Annotated in this window: 13 protein-coding genes and 1 pseudogene; 6 read left to right on the top strand and 8 right to left on the bottom strand. The window is 71.2% G+C overall.

Going from position 1 to position 14,415, the window contains the following annotated elements:
- Positions 1 to 708: polysaccharide deacetylase family protein (locus tag GT354_RS19595; protein WP_161357590.1), on the top strand; the 708-nt coding region annotated here is incomplete at its 5' end.
- Between the two features lie 48 nt (positions 709 to 756).
- Here GT354_RS19595 and GT354_RS19590 read toward each other — a convergent pair.
- Entirely contained in the window at positions 757 to 1,680 is a 924-nt protein-coding gene (locus GT354_RS19590; RefSeq protein WP_161357589.1) for a hypothetical protein, read from the bottom strand.
- Positions 1,681 to 2,137: 457 nt separating this feature from the next.
- Here GT354_RS19590 and GT354_RS19585 point away from each other — a divergent pair, with 457 nt between their 5' ends.
- From GT354_RS19585 to GT354_RS19575, 3 genes are all read left to right on the top strand, one after another.
- Positions 2,138 to 2,752: a hemerythrin domain-containing protein gene (locus GT354_RS19585; RefSeq protein WP_161357588.1), complete on the top strand. Its 615-nt coding sequence runs from the start codon at positions 2,138 to 2,140 to the stop codon at positions 2,750 to 2,752.
- A gap of 245 nt (positions 2,753 to 2,997) precedes the next feature.
- The gene (locus GT354_RS19580) at positions 2,998 to 3,945 is read left to right on the top strand and encodes a hypothetical protein (protein WP_237535242.1); all 948 of its coding nucleotides are present in this window, start codon (positions 2,998 to 3,000) and stop codon (positions 3,943 to 3,945) included.
- A gap of 16 nt (positions 3,946 to 3,961) precedes the next feature.
- Positions 3,962 to 4,777, top strand: coding sequence for an alpha-L-glutamate ligase (locus tag GT354_RS19575; protein ID WP_161357587.1), 816 nt, complete (start codon positions 3,962 to 3,964; stop codon positions 4,775 to 4,777).
- Positions 4,778 to 5,017: 240 nt separating this feature from the next.
- On the opposite strand, the gene GT354_RS19570 is transcribed toward GT354_RS19575, so the two are convergent.
- The 7 genes from GT354_RS19570 to GT354_RS19540 all read right to left on the bottom strand — a co-directional run bounded on the left by GT354_RS19570 (position 5,018) and on the right by GT354_RS19540 (position 11,478).
- Positions 5,018 to 5,854: a hypothetical protein gene (locus tag GT354_RS19570; protein WP_161357586.1), complete on the bottom strand. Its 837-nt coding sequence runs from the start codon at positions 5,852 to 5,854 to the stop codon at positions 5,018 to 5,020.
- Complete coding sequence (locus GT354_RS19565) at positions 5,844 to 6,347, bottom strand: SigE family RNA polymerase sigma factor (protein WP_161357585.1); 504 nt, start codon at positions 6,345 to 6,347, stop codon at positions 5,844 to 5,846. The genes GT354_RS19570 and GT354_RS19565 overlap by 11 nt, the downstream gene beginning before the upstream one ends.
- Positions 6,348 to 6,559: 212 nt before the next feature.
- On the bottom strand, positions 6,560 to 7,540 hold the full coding sequence (locus GT354_RS19560) for an iron-siderophore ABC transporter substrate-binding protein (RefSeq protein ID WP_346012090.1): 981 nt from the start codon (positions 7,538 to 7,540) through the stop codon (positions 6,560 to 6,562).
- 133 nt (positions 7,541 to 7,673) lie between these two features.
- The gene (locus GT354_RS19555) at positions 7,674 to 8,471 is read right to left on the bottom strand and encodes an ABC transporter ATP-binding protein (RefSeq protein WP_161357584.1); all 798 of its coding nucleotides are present in this window, start codon (positions 8,469 to 8,471) and stop codon (positions 7,674 to 7,676) included.
- A 40-nt stretch (positions 8,472 to 8,511) separates the two neighbouring features.
- The gene (locus GT354_RS19550) at positions 8,512 to 9,549 is read right to left on the bottom strand and encodes an iron chelate uptake ABC transporter family permease subunit (protein WP_161357583.1); all 1,038 of its coding nucleotides are present in this window, start codon (positions 9,547 to 9,549) and stop codon (positions 8,512 to 8,514) included.
- On the bottom strand, positions 9,546 to 10,523 hold the full coding sequence (locus GT354_RS19545; RefSeq protein ID WP_161357592.1) for an iron ABC transporter permease: 978 nt from the start codon (positions 10,521 to 10,523) through the stop codon (positions 9,546 to 9,548). The genes GT354_RS19550 and GT354_RS19545 overlap by 4 nt, the downstream gene beginning before the upstream one ends.
- A 97-nt stretch (positions 10,524 to 10,620) precedes the next feature.
- Positions 10,621 to 11,478 (bottom strand): TetR/AcrR family transcriptional regulator C-terminal domain-containing protein, encoded by an 858-nt coding sequence (locus GT354_RS19540; RefSeq protein WP_202512061.1) that lies wholly within the window; start codon positions 11,476 to 11,478, stop codon positions 10,621 to 10,623.
- A 402-nt stretch (positions 11,479 to 11,880) separates the two neighbouring features.
- On the opposite strand from GT354_RS19540, the gene GT354_RS19535 reads away from it, so the two are divergent.
- Positions 11,881 to 13,569, top strand: a complete 1,689-nt coding sequence (locus GT354_RS19535) for an amidohydrolase (protein WP_237535240.1) — start codon at positions 11,881 to 11,883, stop codon at positions 13,567 to 13,569.
- A 594-nt stretch (positions 13,570 to 14,163) separates the two neighbouring features.
- Positions 14,164 to 14,415 (top strand): annotated as a pseudogene (locus GT354_RS19530) (hypothetical protein); the annotation flags it as partial.

Raw genomic sequence — 14,415 nt, 5'->3', positions numbered from 1 at the left:
GCGGCGAAAGTCGCCGCGGCGGCGCGGCGTTGGGGTCTCGACGCGCCGCCGATGGTCGCCCCCGCGCCGCCGGTGGTCAGGCCTCGGTTGGTCGCCGGGCCCGGGGTCAAGGTGGGCGACGGTCTGCCGCCGGTGGTCTTTCGGGTCCCGACCCAGGACAAGGTGGTGTTTCTGACCATCGACGACGGCGCCGAGAAGGACCCGAAATTCTCCCGGATGATGCGCGAACTCGGCGTCCCCTTCAGCGCGTTCCTCACCGGTGATGTGGCACGGTCCGACTACGGCTACTTCCGTGACCTGGTGGAGCGCGGCAACGCGATGCACAACCACACCCTCAACCACCCCGACCTGCGCACCCTCGACTACCCGCAGCAGCGCACCGAGATCTGCCGTCAACAAGACGAACTGGGGCGCGAGTTGGGAACGCGACCGCGGTTGTTCCGGCCGCCGTTCGGCGAGTACAACCAGGACAGCCTGCGGGCTGCGGCCTCGTGCGGCATCACCGCGTTCGCGTTGTGGAACGAGGAGGTGTTCCCCGACCGGATGGAGTATCGCTACGACCACCGGCTCAAGCCGGGCGACATCATCCTCACCCACTTCCGCGGCCCGCGTAACTGGCAGGGCGGGATGACCGACATGGTTCGCCGGGTCGTCGACACCGCCACCGCCCAGGGCTTCGCGATCGCCCGGCTGGAGGACTACCTCTGACCGCGCACGCCGGGCCGGCCGCGGTTCGGCCCGGCGGCTCGGCCCTGATCAGCGAGCGGCCGGGCGGCCTCGCGTGGCCCAGTGCTCGACCGCTCGTGCGTGCACCGTGTCCAATGCCGCCCCGAGGTCGATCGCCGGTGGGGTGAACCGGGCGCCGGCCACTTGGGAGTGCCGCTGCCAGTCGTCGGCCCAGAACTCGACCGTCCACGTCGGCCAGTGCTTCGCCATCTCGCGTGCCTGGGCCTGGGCGTCCAGAAGCCACCAGCCGACCCGGCGGCGGGTGGTGTCGATGTGCAGGCCCGCCGCCGCCCGGCCCGAGTACCGACCGTGGTCGGTGGCGCCGGCCAGCCTTGGCAGCACGGCCGGGCCCTCGGCGATCGGGTGCGCCTCGCGGCCGCCCAGGACCAGGCAGCGGTCGGTGTCGATCGTCACGACGGTCACTGCGGGGTCGGGGCCGGCCAACTGCTCGGCGCCGGGGTCGACGATCCTGCTCGGTACGACGGCCCCGCTGACGGCCTCGCTCGCGGCGACGGCCCCGCTCGGTTCGCCGATCCCGCCGGGACCGGATCGGACCGGGCGCTGGGGGACGGCGGGGAGGTCGGCGGCGAGGGCGGGGCCCAGATAGGTGCGCAGGTCGGCGACGCCCTCGTGGCTCCAGCGGATGTCCCAGCCGGGCCACGCCCGCCGCAGCAGCTCGAACACGGCCGGGCGATGGCGCATCTCGACGACCGACCCCCGACGTGCGAACCACAGGAGCACGCGTCTGCGCAGATCGATCAAGGCGGCGCCCGAGTACCGTTCCTGCGGCACCCACGAGGCCCGGTCACGGTCGAGCGACCTGATGAAGGGGACCACGACGCCGGGCCCGGCCAGCAGGTCGAGGTCCGGGCCGGCCGTATCCGAGCGCGAGCAGTACAGCTCGTGACCTGCGGCGGGGTCGTCGACGATCACGAAGGTGGTGCGGTCTCCCATCTGTAGAGGGTCGCCGCGCGGAGACGTGTACGCGACCGATTTTGACGTTTCGTCGTTGGAATGGAATGTAATCTGCCGGTTTTCGACGTAGATGGGAAGGTTCGCCGATCCTGAAGTGACTGTCCGTATATGCCGCGCGGCTGGTCGAGCCCGGGGGTTGGGGTACGGCCCCGGCCTCGGGATGACACGGCCTCGGGCCTCGGGACACGGCCCCCGGTGCTTGGGGCACGGCCCCGGCGCTTCGGCGCGGCCCCGGCTGCGCTTCGGGCACGGCTTCGGCGCTTCGGGGCACCGCACCGGCGTGACGCGCGGCCGAGCGTTGATCGGATGGGCATCGGACGTTGATTGACGCGCGTAACACTGCGGTGTCAGGTGAGGTGCCGGCTCCGGTAGCTCCCGCCGGTGCCGCCGGTACCGCAGATGCCGTCGATACCGCCGATCCCCGAGGAACCGTGTCATGTCGATTGCCCCCGAGGCCGCCTCCCCGCTGCTGCGCTTCAGCGGGATCCGCCTCGTGTACACCGCGTTGCGTCGCGACCTCGCTCCGTTGCCCGGCCGGATCGACGCGCTTGGTGCGGGCCGCCCGGCCGCAGTCGCCGAGACGCTGACCCAATGGCGCCTGATCGCCCGCGTCCTGACGGCCCATCACGCGTACGAGGATGCCGACCTGTGGCCCGTGTTGCGGGTCCGCCGCCCGGAACTGCGCTTGCTGCTCAACCGCTTGGAATCGGACCACCACCGGATCGACCACGACCTGACCGTGGTCACCGCGATGATCGGCAGCCTCGCTCGCGACCCCGAGCGCGCGTGGATGGCGGCCGCCGCGGCGGAGGCCGTGAAGGAGACCGTGGACGCGCATCTGCGGGTGGAAGAGGCGCAGGTACTCCCCGAGTTGGCCCGCGCCGTCGAACCCGGTGAACACCTGGGCACACTCGGTGCGTCCTTGGCCGCGCTGGACGAAGCGGACGTGTTCGTGGGCCGAACGCCCGGCGACGCGATCACGTGGCTGCTCGACGGGCTCGCCGGCGACTCCGCGGCCCCCACGCCGAGCGCGGGCCCACGCTCGTCGTGACCGGCTCGGCGCCGCCGGTACCGACCCACCTGCGGTTTGACCGGCTCTATGCCGGCGGTGGCAGCGGAACAACCGATTCCTCTCTACTCTGGACGAGATGACGAACCACCCCCGAAATGGCCCATCATGATGGTCACCCGTGGCGTTTGGTGGGGTGTGTGCCGTGGTGGGCGGCACGCGTGGCATGCTGTGCCGTCAATGTTCTGCCGGATGGGGGAACGGCGGCCGTCCCGGGGGGATATTCGATGAAACTTGCCTTCCTCGTGGAGGAGCACTACCGCCACGACGGCATGCCGCTGGACGTCGTCCGACAGCTCGACGCGTGGGGCCATCACGTCGACATCGTGCGTCCGGGCAGCTCGTTGATCGAGATGTCGGATCTGATCCGCGCCGGATCACACGACGCCTGGGTGCTCAAGACCGTCTCCGGCGGCCCCGGACTGAGCATCCTCGAGGCCGCGGCGGCGCTCGGGCTCACCACGATCAACGACGCGCGCTCGATCCGCTCGGTACGGGACAAGGCGGTCGCCGCGGTGATCGCCCGAGCCAACGGACTGCCCATGCCGATCACGTACTTCGCGGCGGTACCCGAACTGCTCACGCAGATACCCACCGACCGCTACCCGCTCGTGGTCAAGCCTGCGGGCGGCAGCTCCGGGCGCGCGGTACATCTGGTTGCGTCCCCCGAGCGGCTGGCCCGGATCGGGGCCGAACTGATCGGCGAGGGACCATTGTTGGCGCAGGTGTACGTCCCCAACACCGGCGTGGACCTCAAGGTGTACAGCGTGGCCGGCGACCTGCACGCGACCGTGCGGCGCTCGCCGCTGCACCCGGAACAGCCCGTGCGCGAGAGCCGGGTGCCGCTGCCGAGCGGCACGGCGGCGCTGATGCACCGGATCGGCGCGGTGTTCGGGCTGGACCTGTTCGGCGTCGACATCATCGAGGGTCCGGACGGGCCGATGGTCGTCGACATCAACGACTTTCCCAGCTTTCGCTGCGTCCCGGACGGCGTCGCGCGCGTTGCCCGCGCGGTGCTCGACCTGGCCGCGACAGGAGCCGGGCGTACGCCGCCGCGTCCGCGCGCCGTGGTCGGCCCACCGCGATCGGGGAGTACGCCCGTCGTCGAAACCGCGTCGACACGTGCCGTGGCCGGCCCGGTCGTCGACAGCGCGCCGCCCGCGTACGTCGGCTGACCGGGGCGCTGAGCACGTGCGGATCTGCTTCGTCACCGACCGACCCGACCACCCGCTTCTCGCCGACGCACGGGAGCTTTTGACGCCTCGTCACGACGTGACGGCCCACGACCCGGATACGGATACGGATACGGATACGGACTCTGGTCCGGGCCCTGACCCGGATGCCGGCCTGCCGGTCGCCGACGTGTACCTGCTCAAGGCCCGGACCCCGACAGCGCTCGCGTTCGCCGAACGGGCCGAGCGCTCGGGTGCGCGTGTGCTCAACTCGGCGGCGGCCACCCGGATGTGCCAGGACCGGGTGCACATGGCCGAGTCGGCCTGGGCGGCCGGACTGCCGTTTCCGGGTACGCACGCGTTCGCGTCCCCGGCCCGACTGCTCGCGACGCGGCCGCGGTTGCCGCTCATGGTCAAGAGTCGCCACAGCCGGCGCGGCGACCTGGTCGTGCGCGTGGACGACCCGGACGCACTACGCGAGATCGCCGCGCAGTGGCCCGACGAACCCGTCGTGGCCCAGGAGTTCGTCGACAACGGCGGCTGGGACCACAAGCTGTGGGTGGTCGACGGACACGTCTTCGCGGGCCTGCGCCGCACCGCCCTCGACGGTCCGGCGGAGACCAAGCCGATCGCCCCCGGCGACCTCCCTTCGGGCTGGGCCGATCTCGCGCGCCGGGTCGGGTCGGCCTTCGACCTGGAGGTGTACGGCGTGGACATCCTGGAGGTCGACGGCGAGCCGTCGATCATCGACGTCAACGCCTTCCCGGGCATGCGCGGAATGGCGGGCGCCCCGGAGGCATTGGCCGCGCTGGCGGCTCGTCCGCAGGGGCTGTAGGTCCTTCCCCCGGGAGACGCTCGGTGCTCGGCGTCCGCGCGGTCGCCGGGTGACGGCGGGCGCGGGCGCGTCGCCGCGGTACTCGGCCTCGGCGCACGGCAGTTGGCGCCGCCTGCGAGCGCACCGCGCCGGTGCGGTCCGTCGGCAGGACCCGGCTCGTTAAGGCCGTGCCGGGTCTCGGCTCCGGGAACGCTCCCGGTCCGCAGCGGGGTGATCGATCTCGACCACCCCGCTGCGGTTTCACGGCCGGTCGACCCGACCGACGTCGTGGGTGTAGCCGTCGAGGCCGGGGTTGGCCGCGAGGAAGTCCAGCAGTTGGACGAACCTGGGATCGGTCACTGCGGTGAGCAGCACGTTCGGGGTGACCGGAACCGGCGCTGCGGTGCCCTCGGTCGGTGGGAAGTAGACCGTGACGTACATGTCCTGGTAGAGCATCGTGGCCTGAGGCCCCAGCCAGTCGGGGGAAGAGTTGGCCTCGACCCCGGACATGGCGAGGGCCTTGGCCCCACCGGGCAGATCGCCCTGAACACAGAACTGCGCCGGTCGCCCGGCGAGGTAGGCCGGGCAGGATACGAGGTTCGGGATGACGGCGCCGTTCAGCGGCAGCGCGGCCAGGCGGATCGCGTACCGTCCCGAGTCGTTCTCGATCCGGAAGCTGGCGAAGGTGTCGTCGGCGATCATGATCCGGCCGTTCAACGGCAGCAGTTGCCGCAGGACGTCGGCGGCTTTTTGCTCGAACGCGCGGCGGACCTCCCACTGGTCACGGCTGAGCTTGGCGGTGTCGTTCCTGCCGCCGATGTGTGTGCTCGGGTATCGCGTCGTCGGCGGCGCCAGTTCGGTACCTGTCGGCCAGGCGGCCGGGTGCAGCGGCGCCGGCGCCGCCGTACCGCTCACGCTCGCCCACGCGAGCGGTACCAGGACGGCGGCAGCCGCGACCACCGCGAACACCGCGTTGCGTACGCGCGCGTGGCGACGCATACGGCGCCCGTTGCCCAGGGCGGTGAGAGCCGTGTCGGGCCTGGGCTCCAGGCCGGATGTCGTCTTCGTCAGCAGCGCGCGCAACGCGTCATCCTGCATGGCGGTGCTCCTTCCACAGGTCGTCGGGCAGGAGTTCGCGCAACCGGTCCCGGCTGCGCGAACTGAGGGTCTTCACCGTCCCGGTCGAGCAACCCAGCGCCGCGGCGGTGTCCTCGACGCTCAGGTCGGCCCAGTAGCGGAGCACCACCACCGCTCGGGTACGCGGCGGCAACCGGTCCAAGGCGGCGGCCACGGTCAACCGCAGGTCCGGCAGGTCCGGCGGGGGCGGCGGGTCGAGCAGCATGTGCGCGGCTCGTTCGCGGCGGGCTCTCTTCTTCTCGGCGAAGAACACCCGGAGCAGCACTGTGCGCGCATACGCGTCCAGGTCTTCGGCCCTGGAGGCTCGCCGCCAGTAGCGAAACAGCCTCGCCAGTGCCGTCTGCGTCAGGTCCTGGGCACCCTCGCGGCTGCCACTGAGCAGGAACGCCAGTCCGTACAAAGACTGTTGCCTGCTGACGGCGAACTCTATGAAGTCCGCTTCGTCACCCGGCATCGAACCGGTTCTTTCCGTCACCGCGTCCCCCTCGCCAAGCCCTCGAACACAAAGAACCGTCCGGGCGGCGAACAGGTTGACAGCGCGGCGCGGAAAACTGCGGCGGGGTTCTCCGCAGGCGATGCCGGGCAGCTTCGGGGTGATCGGGCGAGGCCATGGGGGCAGGCGGTGCGGTGTCGGCCCCGGAGGGCTCGGTGGTGTCGGCTTTGCGGTCAGCTCTTCTTGGGGAGGTACTTCTCCAGGTCGGTGAGGACCCGGTCGGCGGCGCCGTAGCCGGTGCTGACCATCCAATACTCGTCGTCGACCTGGTGCGCGTTGTTCGTCCGGACGGCCTTGAGGGTCTTCCACAGGGGGCCGCCGAGAACCTTGTCCTGGTCGGTCTTGGTCTTGTCGCCGTACGTGGTCACGAAGATCACGTCGCCGTCGGCCTTTTCGACCTGCTCGGCGCTGACCTCGACCATGAACGTGTCGACGTTCTGGGTGTCCGGGCGGCCCAGGCCGACGGCGGACAGGATGCTGCCCACGAAGTTGGCCTTGCCGTACAGGCGGTTCTTCCCGGCGCCGGTGAAGCGCAGCACGCTGACCTTGAGGGCGGCCGGGTCGCCGACGGATGTGCCGATGCTCTTCGCACGGGCCTCGAACGTGGTGACGATCGCGTCGCCTTCGGTCTTCTTGTTCAGGGCCTCGGCGTCGAGCAGGAAGTTCTGCCGCCACTCGGTGCCGGCCGTGGTCGAGAACACCACCGGGGCTATCTTGCTCAGTGCCTCGTAGCGGTCGGCGTCGCGGATCAGGCTGCCCAGGATCAGGTCGGGCTTGAGCGCGTCGATCGCCTCCAGGTCGGGCGCGCCGATCGCACCGACCTCCTTGATACCGGCGGTCTTGTCGCCCAGATACGCGGGGAAGCCGGCGCCCGGGGAGCCGACGACCGAACCGACCGGCTTGATCCCGAGCGCCAACGCGGTGTCCAACTCGCCCATGTCGAGCGTCACTACGCGCTTGGGCGCGACCGGAACCTTGATCGGGCCCTTGGCACTCTGCACCTCGCGGGTGTCACCCGCCTTCCCTTTCGGGGCGTCGCCGGCGCCGTCGGAGGAACACGCGGACACCGCGAGTGTCAGTGCCAGGCCGAGACCGACGGCGGCCGTTTTGGGGAGACGGGTGAAGGTCACGGCGAAGGGCACGGCGAAGGTCACGAAGGCTCCTTGGGGCGACGAGGCATGAGGGAGGGTGTGACGAGGTGCGAGGGGTCCGCTGGGCGTGGAGGCGTGGAGGCGTGGAGGCGCGTGATGGGTGTCGGGAGGTGATGGGACTTGACGGGGTGGGTCTTCACAGCAGCTTCCGGGGCTCGCCCGGCACGATCATCGGGCAGCCGGTGACCGGGCACGGGATGACCACGCAGGCGAGTCCGAACACTTCGCGCACCAGGTCGACCGTGACGATGTCGGCGGGCGTGCCCTGCGCGACGATCCGGCCGTCGCGCATCGCGATCAGGTGGTCGGCGTAGCGGCACGCCTGGTTGAGGTCGTGCAACACCGCGACCACGGTGCGGTCCTGACGGGTGTTCAACTCGCGGATCAGGTCCAGGACTTCGACCTGGTGGGCGATGTCGAGGAAGGTGGTGGGCTCGTCGAGCAACAGGATGCCGGTGCCCTGCGCGAGCGCCATCGCGATCCACACGCGCTGGCGTTGGCCGCCGGAGAGTTCGTCCACGTAGCGGTCGGCGAGTTCGACCACGTCGGTACGTCGCATCGCGTCCGCGACGATCTCCTCGTCCTCGCCGGACCACTGTTGCCACCACCGCTGGTAGGGCTGGCGGCCACGCGCGACCAAGTCGGCGACGGTGATGCCCTCGGGAGGGACCGGGCTCTGCGGCAGCACGCCGATCCGGCGGGCGATCTCGCGGGTGGGCAACTCGGTCAGCGCCGTTCCGTCGAGCAACACCGTGCCGGACACCGGCTTGAGCAACCGGCCGAGCGCGCGCAGCAGGGTGGACTTGCCGCACGCGTTGGGGCCGACCACGACGGTCACTTTGCCTGCGGGCACATCGACGTCGAGGTCGCGCACGACCACGCGGTCGTCGTAGCCGAGGGTGAGCGCGCGGGCGCCGAGTTGATGGGTGGTCATCAGGCGCCTCCGGTTCGGGAGCCGGCGAACTGATGGGTCGTCACGAGGCGCCTCCGGCACGGGAACGGGTCAACATCCAGAGCAGATACGGGCCGCCCACGGCGGCGGTGAGCACGCCGACCGGCAACTCGGCGTCGGGGATGAGCATCCTGGCCCCGATGTCGGCGACCACCACGATCAGCGCACCGAGCAGCGCCGAACACACCAGCGGGATCTGCGGCGTTCGGGTGAGCCTGCGCGCCACCTGGGGCGCCACCAGCGCAACGAAGTCCACCGGTCCCGCCGCCCCCGTGGCCACCGACGCGAGCAGTACACCGATCACCACCAGGCCGAGCCGGACCCGGCCCAGCCGGATGCCCAGCGCGACGGCGGTGTCGTCGTCGTAGCCGGCCGAGCGCGCCGCCCGCGCGGCCCACACGATCGCCGGCAGCAACGCGAGCAACACCCAGGCCAGCGGCTCCGCCTGGGTCCAGCCGCGGCCGTTGAGGCTGCCCGACATCCAGACCTTCGCCTGCTGCGCAAGGGTGATGTCGGCCTTGGTCAGAAGCAGGTTGGTGACCGAGTACAGGGCCACCGAGATGCCGACGCCGATCAGTACGAAGCGCTGCGCGTTCAACCCCTTGCGCCACGCGAGGACGTACACCAGGAACGCCGCGATCGTGCCGCCCGCGACCGCGGTCAGCGGGGTCGCGGTCGGCCCGCCGAAACCGAAAACCAGGCCGAACACGACGGCGGCGGACGCCCCGTGCGAGACGCCGATGATGTCGGGGCTGGCGAGCGGATTGCGGGCCACGGTCTGGATCAGCGCGCCGGCGGCACCGAAGGCCAAGCCGACCAGGAGCCCCACCGTCGCGCGGGGCAGCCGCAGATTCTCGATCACCACGCTGTGGTCCGAGCCGAACAGCACCTTGAGCACGTCGCCGGGCAACAGGAACCGCACGCCGACGCACAGGCTGAGCACAAAGGCCGCGGCCAGCAGCGCGGCAAGTACCGACGCGACGACCGTCGAGCGGCGGTGCAGTAGGAAGGACCAGCCGGGGCGGCGGACCAGGACGTGGCCGTACGGGCGGTAGCTCATCCCGCGACCACCGGCTTGCGCCGTACGAGCGCGACCAGAATCGGCACGCCGATCAACGCCGTCATCGCGCCCACCTCGACCTCCGCGGGTGGGAAGACGATCCGACCCAGTACATCCGCGATCAACAACAGCGTGGGACCGAGCAGCGCGGACATCGCCAGCACCCAGCGGTGATCGGTGCCCACGAGCGCCCGCGCGGCGTGCGGGACGGCCAGCCCCACGAACGAGATCGGCCCGGTCGCGGCCACCGCGACACCGGTGAGCACGGTCGCGCCGAGGCCGCCGATCACCCGGATCCGGTTCACGTTGTGGCCCAAGCCCTTCGCGACGTCGTCGCCGAGCGCGAGCGCGTCCAGGCCGCGCGCACTGGAGACGGTCAGGAGCAGGCCCACGCCGACGAACGGCAGCATCTGCCACGCGACATCCGAGGTTCGCCCGGCCAGCGAGCCGACGAGCCAGAACCGGTACTGGTCGAGCGTGCCCTGATCCGTCGTCAGCACCATCGTGATCACCGCGCCGAGGGTGGCCGCGAGGGCCTGCCCGGACAGCGCGAGTTTGACCGGCGTGGCGCCGCCACGACCGCGCGCGGCGACCGCGTACACCAGAACCCCGGTCACGAGCGCGCCGGCGAAGCCGAACCACACGTAGCCCGTCAGACCGGTGACGCCGAACACCGCGATCGCGGTCACCACGCCGGCCGCGGCGCCGGTACTGATGCCGAGGATGCCCGGTTCGGCGATCGGATTGCGGGTCAGGCCCTGCATGCACGCGCCGGCGATGCCGAGCGACGCGCCGACCAGGAGGGCGACGACGGTCCGTGGCACGCGCATCGCGTTGACCACGATCGCGTCGGGGGAGTCGCCGCCGTGGACGAGGGCGTCGAGCACATCGCCGGGCGCGATGCCTCGACTGCCCACGGCGAGGCTGAGCAGACACGCGGCGGCGAGCAGGACCACCGCCGAGACCATCCACATGGTCCGGCGCGCGATCGAGCGGCCCCGCGTCGGGAGGACGTTCACGCACAGAAGGTTAGGTTGGCCTTACAATCCGGGCCAAGCCGGGGTCCTTCGGTCACTGTATGTTTTCGGTCGACTGCGCCGGATCGGGGGTGTCGGGGGTCGACGCTGTCGACGTTGTCGGCGCGGTCGGCGCGGTCGGTCCGGACGGCGCGGTCGGCTCGGTTGGCCTGGTTGGCCTGGTTGGCCTGGTTGGCCTGGATGTCTCGGTTGGCTTCGGTTCGGTCGGTTCGGTCGGTTCGGTCGGTTTGGTGGGTCGGGACGGCTCGTTCGGCTCGGTGTCTTCGTGGGGCGACTCCGCGAGCTGCGCGCGCAGGCCCCGGACCAGCGCGTCCAAGCCCACCGAGAACGCCGCGTCCGCGCGCGTCGCCTTGTCCTCGCGGGACGTCAGCGCGGCGGACAGTACCGGTACGTCGTCCGCGTGCCCGCCCGGGTCGATCATCAGGTCGGGCGCCGCCAGGTCGAGCGCCGAGCCGAGCAGGAAGGCCTCGACCGAAGTCAGCACCGCTATCAGGCGCGCCCTCGGCCACCCGCCCCGAGACAGCGACCCGACCACCGCCTCGTACATCGCCAGGGTCGTGGGCGAACTGATCGTGGTCGTCGCGAGCAGTCCGATCGTGCCGGGGTGTCGGGCGAAGGCGTCGCGGTACGAGCGCGCCCAGATCGTGAGCGCCTCGGGCCACGGCTGCTCGGCGAACGCCGCGGTGTCCATCTCCTCGACCACCAGGCGCCGCACACCCTCGATGATCGCCGCCCGCCCGCCGATGTGGTTGTACAGCGACGCCGGCTTGACCCCGAGTCGGGCCGCGAGCCGGGGAAGCGTGAACGCGTTCGCACCCTCGGCGTCGATCAGGGCGAGCGCCTCGCGCACGATCCCGTCGGCGCTGAGCAGCGCGGTGCGGGGTCGGCCCATGGTCACGCCTTTCCATCGGGCGGCCCGATCCGGGCCTGTGACGAGCGGGTGTCGCCCAGTTTTCCAAACGATCTTCGCGAGGTCTTTTCCGGGAGGCGCTTCGCGGAGTACGTTCGGTGCCGGTCGCCTAAACTAAAGGCTTTAGTTTAGGCGACCGGTGTACTGGAGCGGGTCGTCCCGGACCCTGGCCCGAGAGGACGTCCCGATGGCCTCGCCTACCGCCACGGTGGCAGTCGTCACGGTGGCGCCCGTCATGGTTCGCGAATCTTCCGAACCTTGGCGGAGCAGAGCACTACGCGGGCTCCGAGCGCTTGTTCCACGGACGATTCGGCGCACGACGGAGCGTCGACCGCGATCGACGCCGATCGGATTTGAACCATCTTGATATTCGGAGTGAGCGCGATGACGACCATTTTGTTTCGCGGGAGAGTGCGGACGGGCGCCGGCGCGGGGTCGGTCTCGGGGTCGGACTTGGAGCCGGGCTCGGAGCCGGGGCCGGGGATGGGCACAGGCGCGGGCGTCGGCCTCGGGGCCGGCTTCGAGGTCGGTGACACCTACGCGCTTGCCGTGCGCGATGGGCGGATCGTCGCGCTCGGCGCGGAAGCGCTGGCGTCGGACGCCGACGAGGTCGTCGAACTCGGGGCCGGCCTGCTGCTCCCCGCCTTCGGCGACGGGCACGCACACCCCCTGTTCGGCGGGCTCGAACACTTCGGACCACAGCTCAAGGGATTGGCGAGCGTAACGGAGATCGCCGCCGAGGTCGGGCGGTGGGCGGCCGAACACCCCGACGAGGAGTGGATCGTCGGGGCCAGCTACGACCCGACCTTGGTGTCGGGCGGCGAGTTCGATGCCCGGTGGTTGGACGCGGCGGTGGCCGATCGGCCGGTCGTGCTGCGGGCGTACGACTACCACACGGTCTGGTGCAACACCGAGGCGCTGCGCCGGGCCGGGGTCACCGATACGACGCCGGAGCCGCGGCTCGGGTGGATCGTCCGTCGGCCGGACGGCTCGGCGATGGGCACGCTGCGCGAGTGGCACGCGTGCGATCTCGTCCTCGATCGGGTGCCGGGCCGGCCCGTGGACGAACTGGTGGACGCCCTGCGAGTGGCCGGGGAGGTGTACGCGAGCGCGGGCCTGACGTGGGTTCAGGACGCCTGGGTGGAACCGGAGATGGTGTCCGCGTACGTCGAGGCGTCTCGGCGGGGGGCGCTGTCGTTTCGAGCCAATCTGGCGTTTCGCGCGGACCCGGATCGCTGGCACGGGCAGCGGTTCGAGTTCGTCGCGGCCAGGCGACGGGTCGAGGCGGAGGGCGGCCCGCTGCTGTCGGCGCGGACGGTGAAGTTCTTCGCCGACGGCGTGATCGAGGGCGGCACGGCCGCGATGCTGGAGCCCTACTGCGACGCCCCGCACAGTTGTGGCATGCCGGTATGGCCGCCTGCCGCGCTCGCGGAGGCGGTCGCGGCGTTCGACGCGGACGGCTTCCAGGTACACATCCACGCGATCGGGGACGCGGGAGTACGCGCCGCGTTGGACGCGATCGAGGCCGCCGTCGCAGCCAATCCGGCGTGGGACCGGCGGCCGGTGATCGCACACGTGCAACTCGTCCACCCGGCGGACCTCCCGCGCTTCGCCGCGCTCGGTGTGATCGCCAACTTCGAGCCCCTGTGGGCCCAACTCGACCCGCTGCAGACCGAGTTGACCGTCCCGAGGGTTGGCGCGGAGCGCGGTGATCTGCAGTATCCGATGCGCGGCGTGCTCGACTCGGGTGCGCCGCTGTCGTTCGGGAGTGACTGGCCCGTCAGCTCGCATCAGCCCTTGGCGGGCATCCAAATCGCGGTTACCCGACGGACGTTCGAGGGGACGCCGGCCGAGGGCTGGACGCCGGGTGAGCGGTTGACGGTGGATCAGGCGCTCGACGCGTACACGGGGGGCGTCGCGTACCAGGCGTTCGCCGACGACCGGCGGGTGCTCGCGGTGGGCGCGCCGGCCGACCTGGTGTGGCTGAGCGCGGACCCGCGTACGGCGGATCCGATGACGTTGCGGGATATCACGGTCAAGGGGACGTGGTTGGCGGGGGAGCGTACGTACTGAGGTGGGCGTGCGGGCGGACGGGCGGGCGGGCCGGGGTCGGGGGCGGGTGGCCAGGTGGGCGGGTGTGGCCGGCTTGGCCGGTTCGGCGGGGCTTGGTGGGTCGGCGGGCTTGGCGGGTTGATGGGCTGGGTCGGCGGGCTTGGCGGACAGGGCATGCTCGGGGGCCGGCGGGGCCCTGTGCGTGGTGGCGTGTCTCCCGTGGGCGGGGCGTTGATTCGGGGCGTGTGTGTGGGTCGAATCCGTTGTGTCCGAGAGGGCGTTGCATGACACGTCCGAGTGAATCTGAGTGGTATTCGGCCTAAGGCTGTCGACCATGCGGAAGATCGTTGCCATGAGCGCATGGGGACGAGCGCGCCGGTGGGGGTGTGCGGTCGGGGCGGGGGCGTTGCTTGCTGCGCCGGCGGGCGTGGCCTGGGCCGATTCGAGTAGTGGCTCCGGTGGGGGTTCCCGTGGGGGCTCCGGTCGCCCCGGGACGAGCATCGATGTGTGCGTGTCCATCGGTGGGTCGCCCGGGTCGAGTGTGAAGGTCGACGTGACCACGGCAACCGGTCCGCCGACCAAGGGGATTGGGCTTGACGTCGACTTCCGGTTGGTGTGGCACGGCTCGTGCACACCCGCGCCGAAGCCGACGCCCACGCCCACGCCGACCAAGGCGAGTCCGCCGCCGACGAAGACGCCACCGCGGCCGAAGCCGAGCCCGAGTCCGACGCCGGTCAGAACCACGCCGGCCGCCCGGGTCGCCCCCGTGGTGGTCACGCCCAAGCCGACGCCGCCCGCGCCCCGGCCGACTCCGCCGCCGAAGCCTGCGCCCCCACCGCCTCCTCCGCCGCCGGTCGTGACGACCCC

This window comes from Streptomyces sp. SID3343 (assembly GCF_009865215.1).
Lineage (GTDB): Bacteria > Actinomycetota > Actinomycetes > Streptomycetales > Streptomycetaceae > Embleya.
This window is presented reverse-complemented; position numbering and strand designations above follow the sequence as displayed.

Coding starts and splice junctions, on each gene's coding strand:
- GT354_RS19585 (WP_161357588.1), top strand. CDS start 2,138: ATGTCGATTGCCCCCGAGGCCGCCTCCCCGCTGCTGCGCTTCAGCGGG.
- GT354_RS19555 (WP_161357584.1), bottom strand. CDS start 8,471: ATGACCACCCATCAACTCGGCGCCCGCGCGCTCACCCTCGGCTACGAC.
- GT354_RS19535 (WP_237535240.1), top strand. CDS start 11,881: ATGACGACCATTTTGTTTCGCGGGAGAGTGCGGACGGGCGCCGGCGCG.
- GT354_RS19540 (WP_202512061.1), bottom strand. CDS start 11,478: ATGGGCCGACCCCGCACCGCGCTGCTCAGCGCCGACGGGATCGTGCGC.
- GT354_RS19590 (WP_161357589.1), bottom strand. CDS start 1,680: ATGGGAGACCGCACCACCTTCGTGATCGTCGACGACCCCGCCGCAGGT.
- GT354_RS19570 (WP_161357586.1), bottom strand. CDS start 5,854: ATGCAGGATGACGCGTTGCGCGCGCTGCTGACGAAGACGACATCCGGC.
- GT354_RS19550 (WP_161357583.1), bottom strand. CDS start 9,549: ATGAGCTACCGCCCGTACGGCCACGTCCTGGTCCGCCGCCCCGGCTGG.
- GT354_RS19545 (WP_161357592.1), bottom strand. CDS start 10,523: ATGTGGATGGTCTCGGCGGTGGTCCTGCTCGCCGCCGCGTGTCTGCTC.
- GT354_RS19580 (WP_237535242.1), top strand. CDS start 2,998: ATGAAACTTGCCTTCCTCGTGGAGGAGCACTACCGCCACGACGGCATG.
- GT354_RS19565 (WP_161357585.1), bottom strand. CDS start 6,347: ATGCCGGGTGACGAAGCGGACTTCATAGAGTTCGCCGTCAGCAGGCAA.